The 22,543-nt window shown below is 37.8% G+C and carries 24 protein-coding genes and 1 other RNA gene; 14 read left to right on the top strand and 11 right to left on the bottom strand.

Annotated features, from left to right (window positions below; translation table 11 throughout):
• Positions 1-80 precede the first annotated feature (80 nt).
• The 7 genes from EXE10_RS17675 to EXE10_RS17645 all read left to right on the top strand — a co-directional run bounded on the left by EXE10_RS17675 (position 81) and on the right by EXE10_RS17645 (position 6,683).
• Positions 81-1,274: a phage tail sheath subtilisin-like domain-containing protein gene (locus tag EXE10_RS17675; RefSeq protein ID WP_130114264.1), complete on the top strand. Its 1,194-nt coding sequence runs from the start codon at positions 81-83 to the stop codon at positions 1,272-1,274.
• 11 nt (positions 1,275-1,285) lie between these two features.
• Positions 1,286-1,795, top strand: coding sequence for a phage major tail tube protein (locus tag EXE10_RS17670; protein ID WP_130114263.1), 510 nt, complete (start codon positions 1,286-1,288; stop codon positions 1,793-1,795).
• 2 nt (positions 1,796-1,797) lie between these two features.
• Positions 1,798-2,076: a phage tail assembly protein gene (locus tag EXE10_RS17665; RefSeq protein ID WP_130114262.1), complete on the top strand. Its 279-nt coding sequence runs from the start codon at positions 1,798-1,800 to the stop codon at positions 2,074-2,076.
• 216 nt (positions 2,077-2,292) lie between these two features.
• Positions 2,293-5,034, top strand: coding sequence for a phage tail tape measure protein (locus tag EXE10_RS21990; protein ID WP_228256860.1), 2,742 nt, complete (start codon positions 2,293-2,295; stop codon positions 5,032-5,034).
• Positions 5,034-5,492 carry a phage tail protein gene (locus EXE10_RS17655; protein WP_130114261.1) on the top strand — a complete coding sequence of 153 codons (459 nt, stop codon included), beginning with the start codon at positions 5,034-5,036 and terminating at the stop codon, positions 5,490-5,492. Before EXE10_RS21990 ends, EXE10_RS17655 begins: the two co-directional genes overlap by 1 nt.
• Before the next feature lies 1 nt (position 5,493).
• On the top strand, positions 5,494-5,703 hold the full coding sequence (locus EXE10_RS17650; protein WP_130114260.1) for a tail protein X: 210 nt from the start codon (positions 5,494-5,496) through the stop codon (positions 5,701-5,703).
• The gene (locus EXE10_RS17645; RefSeq protein ID WP_130114259.1) at positions 5,694-6,683 is read left to right on the top strand and encodes a phage late control D family protein; all 990 of its coding nucleotides are present in this window, start codon (positions 5,694-5,696) and stop codon (positions 6,681-6,683) included. Before EXE10_RS17650 ends, EXE10_RS17645 begins: the two co-directional genes overlap by 10 nt.
• A gap of 150 nt (positions 6,684-6,833) precedes the next feature.
• Here EXE10_RS17645 and EXE10_RS17640 read toward each other — a convergent pair whose 3' ends face one another.
• From EXE10_RS17640 to ssrA, 5 genes are all read right to left on the bottom strand, one after another.
• Positions 6,834-7,457, bottom strand: a complete 624-nt coding sequence (locus tag EXE10_RS17640; protein WP_130114258.1) for a hypothetical protein — start codon at positions 7,455-7,457, stop codon at positions 6,834-6,836.
• A gap of 57 nt (positions 7,458-7,514) precedes the next feature.
• Complete coding sequence (locus tag EXE10_RS17635) at positions 7,515-7,760, bottom strand: hypothetical protein (RefSeq protein ID WP_130114257.1); 246 nt, start codon at positions 7,758-7,760, stop codon at positions 7,515-7,517.
• Positions 7,761-7,777: 17 nt separating this feature from the next.
• Positions 7,778-9,073, bottom strand: coding sequence for a Y-family DNA polymerase (locus EXE10_RS17630; RefSeq protein ID WP_130114256.1), 1,296 nt, complete (start codon positions 9,071-9,073; stop codon positions 7,778-7,780).
• A complete protein-coding gene (locus tag EXE10_RS17625; protein ID WP_130114255.1) occupies positions 9,070-9,606 on the bottom strand; it encodes a LexA family protein in 537 nt (178 codons plus the stop codon). Before EXE10_RS17625 ends, EXE10_RS17630 begins: the two co-directional genes overlap by 4 nt.
• Positions 9,607-9,792: 186 nt before the next feature.
• Positions 9,793-10,152, bottom strand: a transfer-messenger RNA (tmRNA) gene (ssrA, locus tag EXE10_RS17620).
• A gap of 130 nt (positions 10,153-10,282) precedes the next feature.
• On the opposite strand from ssrA, the gene glpK reads away from it, so the two are divergent.
• Positions 10,283-11,764, top strand: a complete 1,482-nt coding sequence (gene glpK / locus EXE10_RS17615; RefSeq protein WP_130114254.1) for a glycerol kinase GlpK — start codon at positions 10,283-10,285, stop codon at positions 11,762-11,764.
• A gap of 344 nt (positions 11,765-12,108) precedes the next feature.
• Here the strand turns inward: glpK and EXE10_RS17610 are convergent, their stop codons facing one another.
• From EXE10_RS17610 to EXE10_RS17595, 4 genes are all read right to left on the bottom strand, one after another.
• A complete protein-coding gene (locus EXE10_RS17610; RefSeq protein ID WP_087554423.1) occupies positions 12,109-12,297 on the bottom strand; it encodes a hypothetical protein in 189 nt (62 codons plus the stop codon).
• A gap of 222 nt (positions 12,298-12,519) precedes the next feature.
• Positions 12,520-13,098: a DJ-1/PfpI family protein gene (locus EXE10_RS17605; protein WP_130114253.1), complete on the bottom strand. Its 579-nt coding sequence runs from the start codon at positions 13,096-13,098 to the stop codon at positions 12,520-12,522.
• 169 nt (positions 13,099-13,267) lie between these two features.
• Entirely contained in the window at positions 13,268-13,786 is a 519-nt protein-coding gene (locus EXE10_RS17600; protein ID WP_130114252.1) for a chromate transporter, read from the bottom strand.
• Positions 13,787-13,791: 5 nt separating this feature from the next.
• On the bottom strand, positions 13,792-14,385 hold the full coding sequence (locus tag EXE10_RS17595) for a chromate transporter (protein ID WP_130114251.1): 594 nt from the start codon (positions 14,383-14,385) through the stop codon (positions 13,792-13,794).
• Between the two features lie 152 nt (positions 14,386-14,537).
• Between EXE10_RS17595 and EXE10_RS17590 the strand changes: the two genes are divergently transcribed.
• The 3 genes from EXE10_RS17590 to EXE10_RS17580 all read left to right on the top strand — a co-directional run bounded on the left by EXE10_RS17590 (position 14,538) and on the right by EXE10_RS17580 (position 18,947).
• Entirely contained in the window at positions 14,538-15,425 is an 888-nt protein-coding gene (locus EXE10_RS17590; protein ID WP_130114250.1) for a LysR family transcriptional regulator, read from the top strand.
• A gap of 188 nt (positions 15,426-15,613) precedes the next feature.
• Complete coding sequence (locus tag EXE10_RS17585; protein ID WP_130114249.1) at positions 15,614-17,686, top strand: M13 family metallopeptidase; 2,073 nt, start codon at positions 15,614-15,616, stop codon at positions 17,684-17,686.
• Positions 17,687-17,969: 283 nt separating this feature from the next.
• Positions 17,970-18,947 (top strand): hypothetical protein, encoded by a 978-nt coding sequence (locus tag EXE10_RS17580; protein WP_130114248.1) that lies wholly within the window; start codon positions 17,970-17,972, stop codon positions 18,945-18,947.
• 34 nt (positions 18,948-18,981) lie between these two features.
• On the opposite strand, the gene EXE10_RS17575 is transcribed toward EXE10_RS17580, so the two are convergent.
• Positions 18,982-19,464, bottom strand: coding sequence for a hypothetical protein (locus EXE10_RS17575; RefSeq protein ID WP_130114247.1), 483 nt, complete (start codon positions 19,462-19,464; stop codon positions 18,982-18,984).
• Positions 19,465-19,611: 147 nt separating this feature from the next.
• On the opposite strand from EXE10_RS17575, the gene EXE10_RS17570 reads away from it, so the two are divergent.
• The 3 genes from EXE10_RS17570 to EXE10_RS17560 all read left to right on the top strand — a co-directional run bounded on the left by EXE10_RS17570 (position 19,612) and on the right by EXE10_RS17560 (position 21,969).
• Complete coding sequence (locus tag EXE10_RS17570) at positions 19,612-20,133, top strand: hypothetical protein (RefSeq protein ID WP_130114246.1); 522 nt, start codon at positions 19,612-19,614, stop codon at positions 20,131-20,133.
• A 234-nt stretch (positions 20,134-20,367) separates the two neighbouring features.
• Entirely contained in the window at positions 20,368-21,387 is a 1,020-nt protein-coding gene (locus tag EXE10_RS17565) for a molecular chaperone DnaJ (RefSeq protein ID WP_130114245.1), read from the top strand.
• A gap of 207 nt (positions 21,388-21,594) precedes the next feature.
• The gene (locus tag EXE10_RS17560; protein WP_130114244.1) at positions 21,595-21,969 is read left to right on the top strand and encodes an endonuclease domain-containing protein; all 375 of its coding nucleotides are present in this window, start codon (positions 21,595-21,597) and stop codon (positions 21,967-21,969) included.
• Between the two features lie 331 nt (positions 21,970-22,300).
• Here EXE10_RS17560 and EXE10_RS21565 read toward each other — a convergent pair.
• The coding region (locus EXE10_RS21565) for a hypothetical protein (RefSeq protein WP_213073860.1) at positions 22,301-22,543 on the bottom strand (243 nt) is incomplete at its 5' end.

The following is a 22,543-nucleotide window of genomic DNA, read 5'->3' as shown; positions in this document are numbered from 1 at the left end:
TTTATAACAATTGTGAATAATGAAAATCCCGATGTGAAAGCGTAAAAATTGACTAAAATTTTAAATCGAGATCGTTGTTAATGAGCGATATTTTTTTACACGGGATTCAAAATGTCACAATAGATGATGGTGCGCGCCCGATTACAACAGTGCGTAGCTCTGCAATCGGACTGATAGGAACAGCACCAGATGCAGACCCTTTGCTTTTTCCTTTGAATAAACCTATTTTAATTGCAGGCTCTCGTGTTCTAGCAGCAAAATTAGGTGAAACGGGAACACTACCACAAGCAATTGATTCTATTTTTGATCAAATTGGCGCAGTAATTGTGGCTGTACGTGTAAATGAATCAGAATTAGAGACTGAAACACTTGCAAATGTAATCGGTGGTGTAGATGCAAATGATGGCACATATGAAGGTGTACATGCATTTTTAGCTGCCGAAAACATTGTTGGAATTGTGCCAAAAATTCTAATCGCACCAGGTTTCACTCATACTCGTAAACCTGCAGTTGATGCAACACCCGCATTATCGAATCCAGTTGTATCCGAACTCATTGGAATTTCAGAACGCTTGAAAGCGGTAATTATTGCTGATGGTCCCAATACAAATGATGCAGATGCTGTCGCATACTGCAAAGACTTTGGTTCGAAGCGTATATTTGTAGTAGATCCAAAAGTATTGAAATTTGTTGATGGCGAAGCTACACAGGAATGGGCTAGTGCTTGTGTTGCAGGCTTGATTGCTAAATCAGACAATGAGCGTGGCTGGTGGTGGTCTCCATCAAATCAGGAGATTAACGGCATTGTGGGCACAGCACGTGCAATTGATTTTGTTATGGGAGATGCTAACAGTCGCGCAAACCTATTGAACGAAGCCAATGTTGCCACAATTATTCGCCAAAACGGTTATCGACTGTGGGGAAATCGTACTTTATCTGCTGATTCGAAATGGTCATTTTTATGTGTTGTACGCACAGCAGATATGATTGATGAATCTTTAAAAGCGGCACATTTGTGGGCTGTTGACCGTGGAATTACAAAAACCTATGTTACGGATGTGATTGAAGGTGTAAATGCTTATTTACGTTATTTAATTAACATTGGTGCAATTCTAGGTGGTTCTTGTTGGGCTGATCCTGATTTGAATTCAGCAGATCAGATTGCACAAGGTAAGATTTACTTTGATTTTGACTTTACGCCAGTTTATCCCGCTGAACACGTTATTTTTCGCTCTCATTTGGTTAATGACTATATCAAAGAGATCTTTTCTTAGGAGTATTTAACATGGGTGTAGCACAAGATATTCGTAAGAATTTTAATATTTTTGTTGATGGTCGAGGTTATGCAGGCAATTCAGATGAAGCGAACATGCCTGAGTTAGCTTTAAAAACTGAAGAGTACCGCGCTGGTGGCATGGATGCTCCAGTTGATATCACAATGGGGATGGAAAAACTTACAGCAGACTTCACATTAAACTCGCATAGCAGAGATGTGTTGTCACTCTTCGGTATTCGAGAAGGCAATAAAACCAAGATTACAGTGCGAGAGCATATGGAGTCGTGGGATGGTACAACAACTGCAGTTGTGCATAATTTAGAAGGTAAGATTGTTAAAATCAACCAAGGAACTTCGAAACCAGGCGAGGCACCAAAGGATAAGTATGATTTATCTTTGTCTTATTACAAGCAAACAATTGGTGGCAAAGTAGTTCATGAGGTTGATGTTGAAAACATGGTTCGTATTATTGATGGTGTAGATATTCTTGCACCTGTTCGTGAAAACTTAGGTATGTAAAAATGACTATTAAACCAGAATACATAGATATTGATGAAAGCGCAGGTAAGCACCACATTACATTGAGCAGAGGTTATGATTGTGAAGGTATACTCACCATGCGTGAGCCTACCGTTCAAGATTTACTCTCTGCTGAACTACAAACAAAAGGGAAAACAGATGCAGAGCAAGAAATCACAATGTTTTCCAATCTGTGTGAAGTAAGTCCAGATTCAATTAAAAAGCTTGGTCTAAAAGATTACAAGCGTGTGCAAGAGTCATATCGACTTTTTACAGAATAAGCGCAAATGACATTCGTCACTGCGTACTCATACTGGCTTCACACACATCATGGACATTATCTGAAATTGAAAAACTTACACTTCCTAGATTGCTTTGGTGGTGTGAGGGGCTTCCAAAGAAAACCGCTTAAGTGCGGTTTTTTTTGCATAAATGAATAATGAACACATTGCATCAAAAACAACAGAATGACACATTGGTTTTAGTGTGTCAGTGGCATGTCAAGCAAGAAATTTAATGCAACGATCTCAATCGGTGGCGAGGTTTCAGCATCATTACGCACCGCAATAGGTAGCACAACCTCTCAACTTGGTAAAATTGGTTCTGAAATCCACCGTGTTAAAAAACAACAGTCATTGTTGGGCGAGTCAATTCGCACATTTGGTGGTATGGGTAAAGATGTCGATAATTTACGTGCTCGCTATTCAAGTGTCACAACTGAATTAACGCGATTAACTGAAGCTCAAGAAAAATTAAATAGGATTGAAAAAATCCGACAAAAGAATAATGCAATAAAAAGCACTGCTTCTACAGTGCTCGGTGCTTCTGTTGCGACGGCTGCTACAATGATTGTTCCCGTCAAGCTAGCCATCGACTATGAAAGCGCAATGGCCGATGTAAAAAAAGTGTTTAATGGAACAGAATCACAATTTAAATCAATAAACACTGAAGTGCTGAAAATGTCCACAAAGCTACCCATGGCAGCTAAAGATATTGCAAGTATTGTAGCGTCAGGTGCGCAGTCAGGTATTGCATCAAATGAATTAACAAAATTTGCAGAAACAGCTGTGAAAATGGGAGTGGCGTTTGATATTACTGCTCAAGAGTCAGGACAAGCCATGGCAGAAATGCGTACAGCATTTAAAATGTCACAAGATGAGGTTACTGAACTCGCAGATAAAATCAACTATCTCGGCAATAATTCTCCTGCAGCTGCCAAAGGCATTATGGAGATTGTTCAGCGCATTGGTCCACTTGGTGAGGTTGGTGGATTTGCATCAGGATCTATCGCAGCACTTGGTGCCACGATTCGTGGAATGGGGGTGGCTGAAGAAATAGCTGCAACAGGTGTGAAAAATATGATGCTTGCTTTGGTGTCAGGTGAATCTGCAACTAAAAGCCAAAAAGCTGCATTTAATGAACTGGGAATGGATTCCAAAAAAGTTGCTCAGAGTATGCAGGAAGACTCTGAGGGTACAACCTTGTCTGTCTTGAAAGCTGTATCAAAACTGGAAAAGTATAAACAAGCCGCCGTATTAAAAGAGTTATTTGGCTCGGAATCTTTAGGGTCAATTGCACCATTGTTAACAAATATGGAAGCATTGGAGAAAAATCTAAATAGCGTATCTCAAGCAAATAAAAATGCTTGGAATAACTCAATGCAGGCTGAATATGAAGCAAGAGCAAATACAACTGCAAATAAGTTGCAACTATTAAAAAATAATGTAGTTGGATTAGGCATCACAATCGGTACAGCGTTATTGCCCGTTGTTTCGTCCGTTGCTGAAAGTATGTCACATGTTATCGGATCCATAACAGGCTGGGCGCAGGCTAATCCCAAGTTAGCCTCTACGCTCACTAAGATCGCTGTTGGCGTTATTGCTGTTGTTGGTGGTGTTGCTGCATTGGCATTGGGTGCAACTACAATTCTTGGACCTATGGCTTTAGCTGTAGCAAGTTTTTCAGCATTAAGCGGTGGTGCAGGGACTGCTGCAGTGTTATTCGCAAAACTGATTTCACCAATAAAAATGGTAGGAACTGTATTGGGTATTGTGGGTAAAGCCATGCTCGCCAATCCAATGGTGCTTGCGATTACAGCAATTGTTGCTGTTGTTGCAGGTGCAGCATATTTAATCTACAAAAATTGGGAGCCGATTAAAAAATTCTTCTCTGAGTTGTGGGCTGGAATTGCTACAAATATAGGAACTGCGTGGGGTGGTATTAAATCAACTTTATCAGGCGCATGGGATGGTATTAAAAGTGCTTTCAGTGTGGGTTTTAATTTTATTAAAGATGCGATCAAAGGTTTAGATAGCATCTTTGCAAACAACCCAATTTTAACTTTTATAATGCCGATCATTGGTATACCACGATTAATTATTTCAAACTGGTCAGCTATTTCGTCTTTTTTTAGTCAATTACTGAGTACGGTTTCAGGTTATTTTTCAACAAAGACTACAGCAATAAAGGATTATTTTGTAAGTGCATTCAATGCTATTCATGCTGTGGTTAGTGGGGTTTGGGGTGGTATTACAGCTGTAATAAGCACAGCATTCTCAATGATTTCTAATACTATCAGTGCAGGTATGTCGGCAATTGGTTCATTTATGACGAGTGCATGGGGTGTTGTAAAAAATATTGTTGCAACAGCTTGGACTGGGCTTTGTACGTTATTTCTAACAATCACACCACTTGGTTATATTGTGCAAAATTTTGAAGCTATAAAAGTGTTTTTATCTGGATTGGCGACGAGTTTTCTCTCAATTGGCAAGAATATTATTGATGGATTAATTCAAGGCATCATGTCAGGTTTTGAAAAACTTAAAAGTGTATGGAACTCAATTAATAGTTACATGCCTGATTTTATGAAAAAAAGAATGGATATTCATTCTCCATCGCGTGTGATGGCGGGCTTAGGTGGGTTTATTGTTGATGGGATCGGGGTTGGTATGGTCAATCGAACCCCTGTACTGGAACAGCAATTTGGTGATGTGTTAAACACATTTGATAAAGCCCCACCCACACCAGCACTAAGCTTTCCAAATAACATTAAACCAACTCCACAAGGCTCTTCAAATAGAGCAGCAGGTAGTGGTGCAAGCCAAAACATCATAATCAATATCTACCCTACAGCTGGTCAGAATGCTGAACAAATTGCAGATATTGTGATTAAAAAGATGAATAAAGCAGGTGGGGTGAGTAGAAGAAACTCAATGATAGATGCGGGGTATAGTCAATAATGGATGGTCAAATTTACGGTACATCTCTAACAATGATGAAATTGGGTACTTTTAGATTTTGTATTTATACGGCCGCTTATCAAGAGCTAAATCGAACAACAAATTACGAATGGAGTGAGCAAGCTGTATTTGGAGATTGGGATAATTTGCAATATTTAGGTCCAGGTGAAGACTCTAAGATTTTAACAGGGGTGGTTTATCCTGAATTTAAAGGTGGTACGGGGCAAATTGATGATTTGCGAAATTTAGCTTCGGAGGGTGTACCACATTTGTTGATTAGCGGTACAGGTAAGATTTTGGGCTATTGGGTTATTAAGAGCATTGTTGAGGGTCAATCTTTTTTTGCTGCGCTCGGTATGCCACGACGACAAGAGTTTACGATCAATATGCGGAAATATTCAGATAAGACAGGTCAATTGGGTTTAATTGCTTCATTTACAAATGCCATAGGAGTTTGAAATGGCAAGGTACTTAACAAAGGCTGGCGATACATTAGATGAAATTGCATATAGATATTATGGCAGTACAGATCAGCAAGTTGTTGAAACAATGATTAATGCTAATTTTGGTATATCAGAATATCCGCCCATTCTTCCTGCAGGCATTTTGATCGAGTTGCCTGAAAAAAAACAAACTATTGAAAAGCGCAAGGTGAAACTGTGGGATTAAGACCGTATTTTTCTGTAATTGCAAATGGTGCAGATATTACAAATACCATCATGGGATTGTATGAGTCAGTTTCGGTAACAGATGGAACAGGGTATGAGTCAGATACTTGCGAAATATCGCTGGCTGACAATCCTGAATCTCCAATTGAGTTTCCAAAAAAAGGGGCAGAATTAAGGATTTATATGGGGTATGACTTGGAAATGGTGGATATGGGGTTATTCATTGTTAATGAAGTTACATTGTCAGGCCCTCCTGAAAAAATGATTATTCGTGGACGTGCTGTGCCGCAAGTGGAAAGTAAAAACGGCATAACATCTTTAGCAACTCAAAAATCACGATCATGGCCAAAAAGTACAAGCATATCAGCGATTGTCACTAAAATTGCACGAGAGCACAGTCTTGAGCCACTAATCAGTGATGCTATCGCTGAAATTACATTACCGCATTTCGATCAATCAGATGAATCTGACTTAAACTTTTTATTGCGCATAGCGAAGCGTTACGATGTGATTTGTAAGCCTGCGGGTGGAAAATTGCTATTTGTTAAACGTGGTGACATTGAATTACCAACTTTAACTTTAGCAAAGGAGGATGTTGGCAATTGGGATATGACATCAAGTACAAGTGATAATGCAGGAACCGTAATTACCTATTGGCATGATAAAAAAAATGCAAAAAAAAATGAAGTTAAAGTGGGGGATGGTGAGCCTGTAAAACGACTGAGACATACTTATCAGGATGAAAAAAGTGCGCAAGCAGCAGCTCGATCGGCACATGAGCAGTCGCGCCGTGATGAAAACAAACTAAGCTTAAATTTAGTTGGGAATCCAGAAATCTCAGCTGAAAAACCGCTACTACTTATTAATTTTAGAGATGGGATTGCTGGCGATTGGGTAATTGAGCAAGTCACACATAGTATTGATAAATCAAGCGGTTTTAAGACTTCACTTAATGCTGTTAGGCAGTTAAATGGTGGATGATTTTGGCAAAATATTACTTTGGCCAAGAGATCTATTATGCTTGGCCAAAGCTTTTAAAATTTACAACTTGATGTTTTAAAAGTATTTGGTGTTTTTAGCGTATTGGCAAAATATTACAAAATAAAGGTCTGATTTAATGGCCCATTATTACTAGATAATTTTAGAAGCAATTTCAATTCCTAGTAATCTTAAAAAATTAAGGCTTGGATTAATTAAGCGTTTAAAATGCTCAGGAAAATGTGTTATTTCACTATGAATTTCCCAAGATAAAGGATCTAATTCATGTAATTCCATATCCACTTTTCCAGAATGTTTTAGGCTATTATTAATCAATCTTAACTCATTAAATTCTTTAAAATTTTCAATATTTTTAATGATAATTCCTTTTTTTTCAAAATTAGATTCCAACTTTTTAAAATTAAACATTCCAGATATTTCTTTGTCAGAAAATAATCCTGATAATCGTGCACATTTTTTTATGGTTATCTCGAGAGTCTTATATAATCCTATTATTGCTAGTTCTTCACCGATAGATGAAATGTCTCTAATATTATCAGCTTGATCTCCTAACTGATCCATTATCATAGATCTAGACATTGAATCCAGTGTTTTATCTTCGCCAATTTCATGAGCATATTTTTCAAGTGGTTGTAATGTTAGAAGTTTATAACTTTCTGATAGCTTAATTAATCCTATTAAATTATCTGAATCTAGATCAGAAGCAAACTTAACTAGACAAATTTTCAGTTTGTTTAGATTTTCTTTCTTAAACATTGTACAAGTCTTCTCGGATATATTCTGATAATTAATAATTTAAAATATTCATGAGTTTTACTCACCAATTGTACCTAAAACAGGAATCATTCTTGGTCCAGCATTACGTGCTTTTGACACAATTTCAACCAGCTCATCATAAGTCAGATTAAAACAATCCGAACTGTCAAAAATATATTCGACATTTTTGCCTTCGTATTCGGGCGGGACTTTAGGAATGAATCGAGCAGGTATCAGCTCTTGAGTGAGTTTCTGATCTGTTAGTTTCTGAATGTCAGGTATATTGCCATCAAATTTTTGCATTGTTCTTACTCCTAATTTTAACGAACTTTTATAAGTCCACTTTTCGTAAAATAATTCTTAGACAGCATGTCTCGACTCATCGACCATTTTCGATCTTTAAAATAGCATGGACCTACTGAGATCTTTGTTTTCCCAAACTTCGCTTGGATCCCTTCATAAGCTTGCATCAAGCTTTCATTCTCTATTCTTGATTCGTGATCTGACAGTAGATCTGGAATATGATTTGATTTATCAATCAGTTCTGAATAAAACACACCACACTTCTTATATTTGATATCTTGCTTATATATCTTCTCAAGAAGTGCATATGCAATTTCAACCAGATCCAATACGCAATCAGTAGGCTCAGAAAATTTATAAGTTCTCCCATTGCTGTAATAAGGTACAGATTTGTCGAAAGGGCTTGATTGAACAAAAGCCGTAATAGCACCACATAATAATTTTTCTTTTCTCAAGCGCCCAACTGCATCTTGTACATACTTTGACATTGCTTCTTTTAAATCTTGTAGTTCTGTAATTTTTTCACCAAAAGATCGACTGGCCACAATTTGTTGTTTTGGTTTTGGTTGGTCATCAATAGGCATACAAGAAATGCCTTGCAGTTCTAAAACTGTTCGTTGCATACAGACAGTGAAAAGTTTCCCCATTATTGGCGGGTTAGACTTCGATAAATCTAAAACAGTTTTAATCCCCATCTCATTCAATTTCTTATTCTGTTTTCTACCCACGCCCCAAACTTCGCCAACATCTACAATTGACCAGAAGTAATCTCGATGTTTTGGGTCCATGTTTGCTAGGTCACAAACGCCATTAAATCTTTTACCTTTCTTTGCCATGTGATTTGCTATTTTCGCCTCAGTCTTTGAACGACCAATCCCGATGGAGACAGGCAAGCCAATCCATTGTTGAATCCGCTCTCTCATCCCTTGGCAATATTCAACAAGATCGTAATTATTTTTAAAACTTGTGAGATCTAAAAAGCATTCATCTATGCTGTAAATTTCTTGTTCATGTGGTGCGACATACGCTGCGAGTATTGAATGAAATCGACGAGACATTTCAGCATATATTGCATAGTTGCTTGAAAGTACTTGGATCTGATTTTTCTCAACAATATCTTTAATCTGAAACAACGGCACAGCCATCTTTACGCCCATTGCTTTTGCTTCATTTGATCGAGCAACAGCACAACCATCATTATTACTCAAAACAATAACAGGAACATTGTTCAATCTTGGGTTGAAGAATCGCTCACAACTGACATAACAATTGTTTATATCAACAAGAGCAAATACTTTTTCTTGATGTTTCATTTAAAGTTTTTAATAACTTTTGAGACAACACCCCAAATTACAAGCTCTTGTTCTGAGCGCGGTAGGATAGGAGTGCATTCTTCATTTTCGGGTTTAAGCCAAACTGCAGGTAACGAGTCAAAATCATAACTTGATCCAAAAAATTCAACTAACTCATCGTGCAGCATATTCTGTGTAATCATTAAACGCTTTACAGTAAAATCATTATCAATGAACGCAACAACAATATCGCTGTGTTGAGAGCGAATACTTCGATCGACAATCAAGTAATCGTTTATATGAATACCAATGTTTTTCATTGAAAGTGATTCAACCTGAACGATGAATGTGGCGTCTTTGTTAGAGATAAGTAATTCATTCATATCAACTGTTTTGTCGATATAGTCTTCTGCAGGTGAGGGAAAACCTGCGGCAATTTTCGACAAAACAAAGGGGATAAATGCTATTGTTGTTTTTTTAATCAAAAAGAATTTTGATAAATCAATAACTTTAAAAGAGTGGTTTTTAATATGAGTAATTGTTGAGTCAAACATATTTCACCTTGAATATGTAACAAATTCAAGATAAGCATAGTTAGAATTGAAATTAAATTCAAATTTAAATTTGCGGATAATTAATATCATGACTATATGTGTGACTTGATTTGAAATTAAATCATGTCAAAATCATGTCAATAAAAAAGCCACTTAATATAAGTGGCTAATTTATAACAATAATTTTGGTGGAGATGGCGGGAGTTGAACCCGCGTCCGCCAACACTACACTCGAGAATACTACATGCTTAGATATCGTCAATTATTTTAACGCCAAGTGACCCGACGAACAGGGTACAAAACGCGATCCTCTAGATTTAGTACAAAGCCCCGAGGCGTGACTTTAGTACGGACTTGTGTGCGTGCGCTTCGGTCGGGTTCACTGACCACAAGTATTCAGTGAAGCGGACAAGCTGCCCTTAGGCAGCTAGAGCGTAAGATTCGTCGTTTGCGACTAAAATATGCAAATTTGATTTACGAGAGAAAATGCGCTCTCGGCATGCATCTATGAGCTTCATCATCGGCGTCGAAGCCAATAACATCCCCAGATAACGACGCTATCATAACATAACTGTTGCAAATTAATCAGATAATTCACTACATTTATAGCAAATGATGCGCTTGTTTCTATAATTGCGTTACTATCACTATTTTTCAAGGGACAAATATAAAAAAGATGAGCTATTTACTCGCACTTGATCAAGGAACAACCTCTAGCAGAGCCATTATCTTCGATGAACACGGAAAAGTTCATGCAACAGCTCAAAGAGAAACACAAATTAAAACCCCGCATTCTGGTTGGGTTGAACAAGATGCAATGGAAATTTGGACCACACAAATTGCCGTGGTACAGCAGGCGATCGCTTCAGCACGATTACTTGCCAAAGACATTAAAGCATTAGGTTTAACCAATCAGCGAGAAACCACGGTTGTTTGGGATAAACGTACAGGAAAACCACTTGCACCTGCGATCGTATGGCAAGACCGTCGTGCGGCAGAATGGTGTAATCAACTGATTGAAAATAATCAAGCAGAGAAAATCCATAAAACCACAGGTTTGCGTATTGACCCATATTTCAGTGCAGGGAAATTAGTCTGGTTGTTGGAAAATGTCGATGGATTAAGAGCGCTTGCAGAACAAGGGCATGTTGCTTTTGGAACCATTGACAGTTGGTTGATCTGGAATTTAACACAAGGTTCAGAGCATGTGATTGAAGCGAGTAATGCATCACGTACCATGCTGATGAATTTAAGCACTCAACAATGGGATCAAGAGCTTCTTCATTTATTTAATATTCCTGAAAATGTATTACCGAAAATTATTCATTCAGATCAATATATTGCCAATACAGCAACAGGATTATTAGGCGCTGAAATTCCGATTTCTGGCGTATTGGGCGATCAACAATCTGCATTATTCGGACAATCTTGTTTTGAAGCGGGTACAGCAAAAAATACCTATGGCACAGGTTGTTTTATGCTATTTAACACTGGAACAAAAATTCAATATAGCCAAAATCAATTACTAACAACACTTGCGTGGAATTGCCAAAACCAGACCAATTATGCACTTGAAGGTAGCGTTTTTATGGCAGGGGCAATTGTCCAATGGCTCAGAGATGGTTTAGGTATTATCAAAAATAGTGCTGAAGTGGAAAAGTTAGCATGCCAAGTGAATGATACTGATGGTGTGGTTTTAGTCCCAGCCTTTACAGGTTTAGGTGCGCCACATTGGGATAGTGATGCAAGAGCTTTGCTTTGTGGTATGTCACGTGGAACCAATAAATCACATATTGCTCGAGCAGCTTTAGAATCCATTGCCTTTCAAGTGTCGGACGTTCTTACCGCCATGCAGTCGGATATTGCACAACCTTTAAAAGAGTTACGTGTCGATGGCGGTGCAAGTCAAAATGACATGCTGATGCAATTCCAAGCTGATATTTTAAATGTACCTGTATTACGTCCTAAGCTTTTAGAATCAACGGCGTGGGGTGCAGCAGCGATGGCAGGATTGAAAATTGGAGTATTTTCAAATTTAGAAGAAATTTCTGAATCTTGGCAACTGGATCGGGCTTTTGAACCGAATATGAGTGATGATCAAAGACAACATCATTTAACTTTATGGAATGAAGCTTTACATCGTGCTAAATCGCACTGATTTGGCTTTTAGATCGCTGAATATTCGTAATTGATGTTACGCACTTCAAAAGAACAGCATGTTTTAAACTGTTTTGAAGCTTACTTAGCGGAGTCTTACATCAAAAGTTTTAATTTCAGGATCAGCCTTCGGCTCGAGGTACTTTTGTTTTGGCAAAAGTACCCAAAACCATTGTCATCCGCAGAACTCGTCCACTACCGTCAAGTTATTGGAGACTTCGCAGAAACATTTATAATTAGAATGAGTCCTGCCTCAAACAATTGCGGATGACGCTTTCGCGTATCCACTTTTTTCGAGACTTTAAAATATGAATTTGATGTTACTGCGTAACACCAGTTTATAATTTATAGTTTTTGCCATTTTACATTTTCATCTGCAAAATTGACTAGAAATGAAAGCCCCGTATCATCACCGACGAGATAAGAAGATTGGTTGACCATGAGAACTTTCAACAATCGACCTGATTCGACAACGATCGGTTGTAATTCTGCTTTCTTCAAAGTCACTGGCTCTAATAATTCAATGATTTCCATTTCTAAGGTTAACCTGTTGTTGAAACATAAAATTGATGAATTGATTATTACATAGAAGAATAGGACTATGCTGAATAGCAACTTAAAATTTGCAAATAATCTTCCAGTTCTTCTGTGTATTTTCAATCAAAGAATTAAAGCCAAGCGAAGTTCAAATCCAGCTGATTTGAAATCAAACATCGCTTGGAAGCTGTCTTTTACCTTCTTGAGTCTTTTCTAAATTTATAGTGTAATTGTTGCACCCAGTGCTTTGACAAACTGAGCCAACCAAGCTGGATGCGCAGGCCAAGCTGGTGCTGTAACCAAGTGACCATCGGTCACTGCTTCAGTCACTGCAATATCAGCATATTGTCCACCAGCAAGTTTTACTTCCGCTGCGCAAGCAGGATAAGCTGAACATAAACGTCCTTTTAAAACATCGGCAGCCGAGAGTATTTGCGCACCATGACAAACTGCTGCAATGGGTTTTTTAACTGCATCAAATTCACGAACAATTTCAATAATCCGCGCATTCATACGTAAATACTCTGGCGCGCGTCCACCTGGAATGACTAAACCGACATAGTCCTCAGTATTCACATTAGCAAAGTCATAGTTAATCGCAAAGTTATGACCACGTTTTTCACTATAGGTTTGTTCGCCTTCAAAGTCGTGAATCGCTGTTGCAACAGTATCACCCGCTTTTTTATCTGGGCAAACAGTATGTACCGTATAGCCTAATCCAGTAAGGAATTGAAACGGAACCATTGTTTCATAATCTTCAACGTAATCACCAACTAACATGAGAATTTGTTTAGCCATTTTTACACCCTCTATTGAATATTTATTCACGATTAAGTGAGATAATCAGATCAGAAAATTAATTAAGAATTAAGTTAAAAATAGCATGCCAAGATTTCAGTTTTAAGTTGAATGTATACGGCTTTAGTCTTAATGAGGAAGACTAAACTGTAATAAAAATTATCCTATTTTAGAGCAAGGCTACTCCAGCACCTGCACCAATCACCATTAACCAAACAGGGTGGACATTTTTAAATAAACTGAGTGCGATGGTAAGGATCGCGATAGCGATGAGTAGAGCATTTTGAACTGATGCTTGTGCAATAATCCAAGCACTGATCAAGACTAAACCGACGGTAATTGGTTTCAGCGCTTTTTCAAATTGCAATCGTAAAGGATTGTCTTTGAAACGATTCCAAAATTTCAAAGCATAGATGGTGATGATTGAAGAAGGTCCGAACTTCGCCAATGAAGTGACCAATAGACCCATTGGCCCTGCAACATGCCAACCAACAAGAGGTACGATCATCATATTCGGGCCTGGTGCAGCTTGTGCCATCGCAAACATTGAACTGAATTGTTCAGCAGTCATCCATTGGTGTACGACAACCACTTGATGTTGCATTTCAGGCAAGATCGCATTTCCGCCACCAAATGCCAATAATGACAATTGCGTAAATACTAAAGTCAATGCAATGAGTACATACATTTTGATTACTCCTGAATGTTGTTGGCTTGTTCGGAACGTCGTTTAAATGTCAGAACAGACATATTTATGGTCACGAGAATCAGTAAAGTCAGCGCTAAAGGAAGTTTAATGAAGAGCATGAAAATAATAGTCAGCAGGATAGTGAAATAAGTCAGTTTCTTTTTCATCAATGGTTTTAGCATTTTAAAACCTGTGGCAAATAACAAGCCTGCCGCAGCGGCGGCTAAACCTTGAATCATGTGTTGTACCAGTTGAATCTCTTGGAAATTGACATAGATTTGATAGAGCGAAATCACGATCACAGTCGGTGCGAGCATTAGCCCAAATACAGCACTGAAAGCACCTTTTGCACCTGCAAAATCATAGCCTATAGCAACTGCCATATTGACAATATTGCCACCTGGGAGGATTTGACAAACGCCGAGTAGATCAGTGAATTTGTCCGAACTGAGCCATTTTTGCTCCTCAACAATCATGTGACGAGCAAGCGGTAAAACACCACCAAAGCCCATGAGTCCAAGTTTCATAAAACCTAGAAATAATGCTTTGCAATTTGGTGCTACGAGGTTTTGTTGCATGGAAATAGCATCTGTATTCATTTCGGTCTCAACTCACTCACATCATTCTGTCTATCTTGAGAATGATTATCTGCTTGTTGAGTTATGATGAAAAATGCTATTTTTGCTCTTATTCATACTTTAAAGGTATGGATTGGTGTGTTGAACGATAATGGTTAATCAAGGGATGGCAGATGATTGATATTCATAAATTGAAAGCTTTCGTTGCAGTGGTTGAGGAAAGTAATATTTCACATGCAGCCGTGCGTTTGAATATGCAACAACCGCCTTTAACACGCTTAATCAAAAGTCTTGAAGATGAATTAGACACGGCATTACTGATTCGTTTACCGCGTGGTGTAGAAGTCACCGAAGCAGGTAAGGCGTTGTATCAGGAAGCATTAACCATTCTGGCGCATGCACAAGCGATTCCGAAACGGGTGCAAAATATTTCCAAAGGTTTAGAAGGACAGATCAATATTGGTTTTACCAACTCCGTTGGATTGCATTCTTTTTTACCAAGTTTATTACGAAACTTTCGTGAAGCCTTTCCAAATGTTTCGATTCATTTGGAAGAAGATGGCAGTAGTGCTTTAATTGACTCTATTCTCAATCAAAAAAACGATATTGTCTTTTTACGCAAGCCTGCACCGATGAGTCTGGGGCTGACGAGTTTGCATGTCCTAGATGAGCCGCTGATTGTTGCTTTACCGAATAATCATCCATTGGCTGAACATGCAGACCCTATCCATTTATTAGACTTAGAGCCCTATGATTTTGTGTTGTACCGTCGCTTAGCAGGGCAAGATTTGTTTGATAATATTTTGGCGAGTTGTTATCAATCGGGTTTTAGTCCTAACATCGTGCAAGAAGCACCACGACTGACTTCAAGTTTGAATTTAATTGCTGCGGGGATTGGCTTGTCGATCGTGCCAGAAGCGATTCAGGATTTTTGGAATAAGCAAATTGTCTATAAAGCACTGGAAGCTGAAACGCCGTGTATTGCGCCAATTTATGCGATCTATAAAGAGAATTTGGACCGTATTCATTTAAAGCATATTTTAAAATTATTGATGAAATAGTTTTTTATTCATAAAGTTCATTCAAAAATTTAAGCATTTGGAATAGGGAAAAAATCTATGTCGATGTTGTTGAACATTTCTAGAATATGAATTGGGCTTTATTACACTTTTCTACAATGAAAAGATAAAACTAAGCTTAGTATGAACAACTTAGCGTTCATCACTAAAAGAAAATTGAGGATAAAGCATTGAAAAACAGATGGGTAAAAAGTGTCTTAACTGTTGCAATCATGGCAGCATCGGCTTCGCTATGGGCAGAGACTGTGACTCCAGTCAGCCAATCTGTTCAAACTGTCACTAAAGCTCAAATCAAGTCAGGAATAGATAAACAATACTTTGATCATGAAGTGCGTGCCAATGATGATTTTTTTAAACATACCAATGGCTTGTGGTTGAAAAATACTGAGATTCCAGCAGATAAAGCGGGCTGGGGAATATTCTATCAATTGGCAGAAGAGTCAACTGTAAGACTGCATGGTATTGTCGAAGAGCTTTCAAAGCAAAATAATGCCAAAGGCAGTACAGAGCAGAAAGTTGCAACTTTGTATGCAGATTTTATGAATGAAAAAGCCATTGAAGACTTAGGCATCAAACCCATTCAAGCTGAAATTGATCGTGTTGAACACATGAAATCGAAGCAAGATATTGCTCAAGTGGCAGCACATTTTTCACGGATTGGCGTGACTAGCCCATTCGATGTGGGGATTGATCAAGATATGAAGCAATCGACGGAAATGATTGCCATGCTTGTACAAAGTGGTTTAGGTCTACCAGACCGTGATTATTATTTAAAAGATGATGCGAAGTTTAAGCAAACGCGTAGCCAATACTTGGCCTATATCGAAAAAACCTTAACACTTGCAGGCGATCAACACGCGAAGCAACGTGCACAAGAGATTCTTAAACTGGAAACGCAAATTGCCAAAGCGCAATGGAGTAATGTTCAGAATCGTGATCTACCAAAACTATATAATATTTATAAAGTTGAAGACTTAAGCAAACTTACGTCGAAAGTCGATTGGAAAGCTTATCTCGATGGACAGCAATTAAGCGGTAAAATTAGTAAAATCCAAGTGGCTCAACCGAGTTATTTTAAAAATTTAACGCCGATTATTAACAATACATCACTAGATGCATGGAAAGCTTATTTTAAATTCCATTTGATCAGCGATTTTTCGCCACTACTGAGCAAAGCTTTTGTGGATAATAGTTTCGAGTTTTATAGTCATCAATTACGTGACATTAAAGAACCTAAAGTTCGTTGGAAACGTGGCGTGGCATTGGTGAATGGCACACTCGGTGAAAGCCTAGGGCAAGTCTACGTTGAAAAATATTTCTCTCCTGAGAAAAAGCAACGTATGGAACATTTGGTTCAAAACTTGATGAAAGCCTATTCACAAAGTATTGAACAATTAGATTGGATGAGTCCAACCACCAAAGTACAAGCGCAGAAAAAGCTATCCAGTTTTGCTGTGAAAATTGGCTATCCGAACAAATGGCGTGACTATTCAGCATTAGATATTCAAGAAAATGACTTGGTAGGCAATGTGTTACGTTCACGCGAGTTTGTCCATCAGTTTGAATTGAACAAATTGGGTAAACCCGTAGATCGTGATGAATGGCATATGACCCCGCAAACGGTCAATGCATATTACAATCCATCCCTCAATGAAATCGTATTTCCTGCGGCAATTTTACAACCGCCATTCTTTGATATAGACGCAGATGATGCGGTGAATTTTGGTGCGATTGGTGCAATTATCGGACATGAAATCAGTCATGGTTTTGATGATCAAGGAAGCCAATTTGATGATGTTGGAAATATGAAAAACTGGTGGACTGCGGAAGACAATAAGAAGTTTAAAGAAAAGACCCAAGCATTGGTTCAACAATACAAGAGTTATGAAGTTGTGAAAGGCTACCATGTCGATGGTGAACTGACATTGGGTGAGAATATTGCAGATAACTCAGGACTGGCAATTGCGTATAAAGCTTATCAACTGTCTTTAAATGGTAAAGCTGCGCCTGTATTGGATGATTTAACTGGCGAGCAACGTTTTTACATCGGTTGGGCGCAAGCTTGGCGTGAGAAGATGAAAGATGCACAACAAATTGAGTATTTAAAATCTGATCCACACTCTCCAAGTGCAGTACGTGCCAATGCAACATTGAAAAATCAACAACCATTCTATGATGCATTTAAGCTGAAAGAGGGCGATAAAATGTATTTGCCTGCCAATAAACGTGTGACGATTTGGTAAGTCAATTTTATAAGCTGTCGTATTCTTATTGAGTACGACAGTTTGGTTCAGTATTCTTTAATCAAGCCTTCAAAGTTAATTTTCTAGACAAATAAGTGAAAAAATAATCACGACTAAATACAGCTATTTGCAGTTTCAATTGATTGGCTGTCACTCGTATGTTTTTATGTGATTTTCTTATCATTTTATTTAGATAAATAGTGAGTAAATTCAATGCAATAAGTTTGTTATTTTAAGTAATTTCATATATTTTCATTTGAAAAATATCATTGAGAAATGTGTTGTGAACTTAAAAATATTCTTATTGTTAGGTGCGGTGGGCTTTGTATTGCATGGCTGTAGCAGTATGAATGCACTGACATCAGATAGTTTGAAAAGTTTTACATCTCCGCAGGATGTTATTGATAAGAAAAATATTAATGAAAACAATAGTTCTGCTAAAGAATATGTTTATGATTGGGGCAAAAATTATCCTGAGCGTCAGGTTGAGTCTTTAATCCCTCGAAGTTCACTGAGTAATTACTGTATTTCTCATGGTGGACGATTTTCATTGTTCCAAAAAAGTTCAATGCATTTGGTGAAAGATACAGGCTCAAAAAAATTACTCAACACTTATAGTAGTGTGAAACAAGGTATTGGCACATATTATTGTAAGCAAAGTGATGGTCAGCAATGGTATGTTTCGATTGAACCTTTGTCTGAGCGTAGGATGGATAATGCAAGTCGCGTGGTCAATTTACAGACCAAAATCATGAACTTGGATGAGGTTAAAGCATTTTATAGTAAAGCGCATACGACGACTACGCTTGCTGAAAAGAAACAAAATACTGTGAATAGTAAAACTTTAAATAATGTAACGTCTAAGACCACCACAGCGAAGGCAATCGAAGAGAAAAAAGTGACTCAGCCTGTGGTCGAAGACACAAAAGTTCAGCAAACGACCAATACGGTGGTATTTACACCACAAACTCAACAGATGCAGTTGTATACCTCTGCACGAAAAGATTTAGGACGAGGTCAGAATCAAATCAATGCCTGTAATACTGCCGAGCGCGCATATAATTATGGACGTTTACGCGGTACAAGCAGTGTTAATGCTTATGCGGAATCAGGTATTTTGGTAGCAAAGTGTTTGACTTCAGTTCCGAGTTATAGCCGTCGTTTTTCCAATCCGAATGATCGTGCTAAACGTATTTTACAAAACTTAGCGACTAATCAGAATCATGCAGTGGCAAAGCATATGTTGAATCAAATGAAGTAGTTTAACTTGATCTTATTCTGTTGATGGTATCTTGTTAGATGCCATCAAATAGACGAAAAATTAAAAGAAAAAAGCCTTTAATCAAGAAGAAAATACCACGAATGATGATATTGAAAATAAGTTCAACGAAAATTTCTGCAATTACTTCTAGAATAAATTTAAGTATTTTAATGGCATAGCGTAAAAGCAGACGAATTAATCGGAATAATAACGCAAATGGGTAAATGATTATACTGATTAATATTCTCAATGGCTCTGCAATAGAAAATCCCCAGATTGATTTTGGAGTAAGTTCATCCCATTGCATATCGAAAATATGCTTTTGATGCGATTTCATTTCATCCACAGAGGCGGTATCAGGATTTATTTCGGGTGAGTGATATATCTTTTTCAGTGGTGGTAAGGGTTTTAGTTCTGTATGTGTTGGTATTTCATCTGTTTGTGAAAAGAATAATTTATAAAAAACGATAACTAAAAAAATCGCTAAACATGTGAATAGTATTGCAGTTGTTGTCATTACTTTTATTTTTCATTATTGGTGATTTCAGCATAGTATAAATTTGAAAATATTTTTTATAAAGTTGCACTGGCTTTACAGAGTCATAAAAGTGATGGAGATTCTTTTGTGTTAAAAAGGATTTAATTTCGAAAGAGTACGATTGTTATGTCTCGCCAAGTTTTTTTATCTGTTCAAGGTCATCTTTCACGATTCAGCCGTTCTGCTTTGGTTGCTGTAAGTTTATTGGGAACAGCTCAATTCGCTCAAGCCAGTCAAGCAGGTGATCAGCTCAGTGATTGTTTAGTCAAAGCCACCACAGCAACAGATAAAACCACAGTATTGCAATGGACGTTTGCAGCTTTGTCCGCACATCCAGATTTAAAAACGATGAGTAATATTTCTGATGATCAGAGAACAGCTCTAGATCAGAAGTTTGCACAAGTGGTTCAGCGTGTGATTGTGGAGCAGTGTTCAGCTCAAACGAAGGCTGTGATTCAGGCAGATGGGATTCAAGCTGTAGGTGAAAGTTTTCAAGCTTTGGGGCGCAGTACAGGTGAGGATATTTTAAAGAATCCAGACGTGAAAAAGCAGTTACAAGGTGTGATTCGCTATGTGGATATGGGCAAATTAGTCACTACTTTTTTAACCCCAGATATTTGGAATAAGTTGGGTGTAATACGCCAATAACTGAATGTTCATTTAAGTACGGTCTTTCCCAAAAGATGATTTAAATATTTAATATCGTATTAGAAATAATGCTCTATTTCCGTTGTGAGTTAGAGCATGTGCTTCATCGAATCGTATCCATATTAGAGACTCAAAGAAAATGAATATTTCAGTGTATTTGAATTGAATCGTAAAACGAATTTTTTATCTAAATATGAGTAGAATAGGGCTGTTGTCTTTTAAAAACATTGAGCTATGTCTTTCGAGTTAAAAACCATTCTTCAGCCAGATACTGTGTCCAGTCCACAGCAGAAAAAACTGTATCGCCTGATTGAAAAAATTGAACAGCAGAAGCTTGAACTGGCAAAGTGGCAACAGGCAAAAGATGAAGTTTTACAATATACCCGTAAACATTTAATTCCAGTTTATCAGGAATTACACAAGATTTTATTTGATCAGTTACAACAGCTTTGGGAACATATCAGTCATGGTGATTTTTCCAAAGCAGATGTTCTGTTACTGGATAATAAAATTCAGTCGCTTGCCCAATATTTAAAAAACTCACAATCACTTTCCAGTGAACAGCTAGACAAAGTGAATGAATTATATCAGTACTATCAGCAATCATTTGAACATCATCAATCCAAGAAAAAGAAAGCGCAAGCGGATCAAACGAATATTGTTGATCTGAATACTCAAAATGATTATGAAACATCATTTGAAACTGAGGACTGGGATCAGGAGCAATATCAGCAACTTCGTGAGCAGGCCAAACTCAAAAGACAGCAGGATAAAAAACAGCAAGCTGAAAAAATGGCAGAGCAGTCTTTAAAAACAGTCTATCTAAAATTAGCTTCAACCATTCACCCTGACCGTGAACCTGATGAAGCTAAAAAACTGGAAAAGACTGAAATTTTCCAGCATGTAAATACAGCCTATAAACAGCAGGATTTGTTTGCTTTACTGAAACTGCAAATACAGATTGAGCAGGATAACGGCTCAAATAAAAAGGGTTTAGTTGACGAACAGCTTAAGTTTTATAAAATGGCACTGGACAGTCAAAGTCAGAAACTTGCCGATCAACTGGCTGGGTTGATTGATGCTTTGGTCTGGTCTGAAAAAGCTAAAATAAAGGTACGCAAAGCACAGGGAAAACTACAGATTTCTGATCTGTATGCACAGATTGATGAAGATACTTCTACATTGAAACAGCAGCTAAAGTGGGAAAAAGAACGGCTGAAATATATGGGGAAAGTGAAAGGATTGGAGATGTAGTTGGGGGATGGTGTGCTATAAGTTTTGCTTTTCTCCCTTAAAATCACCTTTCCCTCACCCCAACCCTCTCCCAAAGGGAGAGGGAGTTGCATCTAATTAAATACCGTCAATCAGCTTAATAATGAATATTCCCTCTCCTTGTAGGAGAGGGCTAGGGAGAGGTTATAAAATTTGATAATCTAAAGAAAATAATAAAAGCAAAACGTAATGAATAATAAACTCGACCCCCAACTTTTAATTTTCGCCAAATCCATGCGTCACACAGCCACTGATGCTGAAAACCTGATGTGGCAATTTTTACGTAATAAGCATTTTATGGATCTGAAATTCCGTCGCCAGCATGTGATTGCGCCATATATCGTGGATTTTTTCTGTCACGAGCTTGGCTTGGTGATTGAGTTGGATGGCAGTCAGCACAATATGGATGATGGTAAAGAATATGATGCTGAACGAACTCTGTTTTTAGAGGCTTTGGATTTGAAAGTGGTGAGATATTGGAATCATGATGTGTTGGGGAATACTGAGGTGGTTTTAGAACACTTATGGGAAGTATGTTGTGAGTTGAAAAGCACCTCTCCCTAACCCTCTCCTGGAAGGAGAGGGGACTTTCATTGCGTTTCGAATGACAAATAAATTCATAAAGGAAGCTCCTTCTCCCAGTGGGAGAAGGTGGGGGATGAGGGGGATAATTAGTAATGAAAGAAACTCAAAAGCACCTCTCCCTAACCCTCTCCTGGAAGGAGAGGGAATATTCATTGCGTTTCGAATGGCAAGTAAATTCTCAAAGGATGCTCCATCTCCCTTTGGGAGAGGGTTGGGGTGAGGGTAATAATTAGTAATGAAAGAAACTCAAAAGCACCTCTCCCTAACCCTCTCCTAGGAGGTGAGGGAATATTAGTCAAGTTAAATATTCTTAAGTTTCAGCAAGTAGAGCTGTTAATTCTTGAACATCATGTAAGCTACTTGTTATAAGGGCTTGAATGTCTTGTTTAGATAACATTTGATTTGAATCAAGTAATTTATCTGTCACTTCAATAGTTTGGAAACTCACATTATCCCAGTTACTATAGTTTTGAAAAAAGCGATCTAAATTGCAAAAATCAATAGTTTTCGCTCCTTTGTCTGTCTTTTTTATCAAAAAATGATGGTTGGGTTC

The sequence above is a fragment of the Acinetobacter sp. WCHAc060033 genome, assembly GCF_004209125.1.
Taxonomy (GTDB): Bacteria; Pseudomonadota; Gammaproteobacteria; order Pseudomonadales; family Moraxellaceae; genus Acinetobacter; species Acinetobacter wuhouensis.
This window is presented reverse-complemented; position numbering and strand designations above follow the sequence as displayed.

Coding starts and splice junctions, on each gene's coding strand:
- EXE10_RS17675 (WP_130114264.1), top strand. CDS start 81: ATGAGCGATATTTTTTTACACGGGATTCAAAATGTCACAATAGATGAT.
- EXE10_RS17670 (WP_130114263.1), top strand. CDS start 1,286: ATGGGTGTAGCACAAGATATTCGTAAGAATTTTAATATTTTTGTTGAT.
- EXE10_RS17665 (WP_130114262.1), top strand. CDS start 1,798: ATGACTATTAAACCAGAATACATAGATATTGATGAAAGCGCAGGTAAG.
- EXE10_RS21990 (WP_228256860.1), top strand. CDS start 2,293: ATGTCAAGCAAGAAATTTAATGCAACGATCTCAATCGGTGGCGAGGTT.
- EXE10_RS17655 (WP_130114261.1), top strand. CDS start 5,034: ATGGATGGTCAAATTTACGGTACATCTCTAACAATGATGAAATTGGGT.
- EXE10_RS17650 (WP_130114260.1), top strand. CDS start 5,494: ATGGCAAGGTACTTAACAAAGGCTGGCGATACATTAGATGAAATTGCA.
- EXE10_RS17640 (WP_130114258.1), bottom strand. CDS start 7,457: ATGTTTAAGAAAGAAAATCTAAACAAACTGAAAATTTGTCTAGTTAAG.
- EXE10_RS17635 (WP_130114257.1), bottom strand. CDS start 7,760: ATGCAAAAATTTGATGGCAATATACCTGACATTCAGAAACTAACAGAT.
- EXE10_RS17630 (WP_130114256.1), bottom strand. CDS start 9,073: ATGAAACATCAAGAAAAAGTATTTGCTCTTGTTGATATAAACAATTGT.
- EXE10_RS17625 (WP_130114255.1), bottom strand. CDS start 9,606: ATGTTTGACTCAACAATTACTCATATTAAAAACCACTCTTTTAAAGTT.
- glpK (WP_130114254.1), top strand. CDS start 10,283: ATGAGCTATTTACTCGCACTTGATCAAGGAACAACCTCTAGCAGAGCC.
- EXE10_RS17610 (WP_087554423.1), bottom strand. CDS start 12,297: ATGGAAATCATTGAATTATTAGAGCCAGTGACTTTGAAGAAAGCAGAA.
- EXE10_RS17605 (WP_130114253.1), bottom strand. CDS start 13,098: ATGGCTAAACAAATTCTCATGTTAGTTGGTGATTACGTTGAAGATTAT.
- EXE10_RS17600 (WP_130114252.1), bottom strand. CDS start 13,786: ATGTATGTACTCATTGCATTGACTTTAGTATTTACGCAATTGTCATTA.
- EXE10_RS17595 (WP_130114251.1), bottom strand. CDS start 14,385: ATGAATACAGATGCTATTTCCATGCAACAAAACCTCGTAGCACCAAAT.
- EXE10_RS17590 (WP_130114250.1), top strand. CDS start 14,538: ATGATTGATATTCATAAATTGAAAGCTTTCGTTGCAGTGGTTGAGGAA.
- EXE10_RS17575 (WP_130114247.1), bottom strand. CDS start 19,464: ATGACAACAACTGCAATACTATTCACATGTTTAGCGATTTTTTTAGTT.
- EXE10_RS17570 (WP_130114246.1), top strand. CDS start 19,612: ATGTCTCGCCAAGTTTTTTTATCTGTTCAAGGTCATCTTTCACGATTC.
- EXE10_RS17565 (WP_130114245.1), top strand. CDS start 20,368: ATGTCTTTCGAGTTAAAAACCATTCTTCAGCCAGATACTGTGTCCAGT.
- EXE10_RS17560 (WP_130114244.1), top strand. CDS start 21,595: ATGAATAATAAACTCGACCCCCAACTTTTAATTTTCGCCAAATCCATG.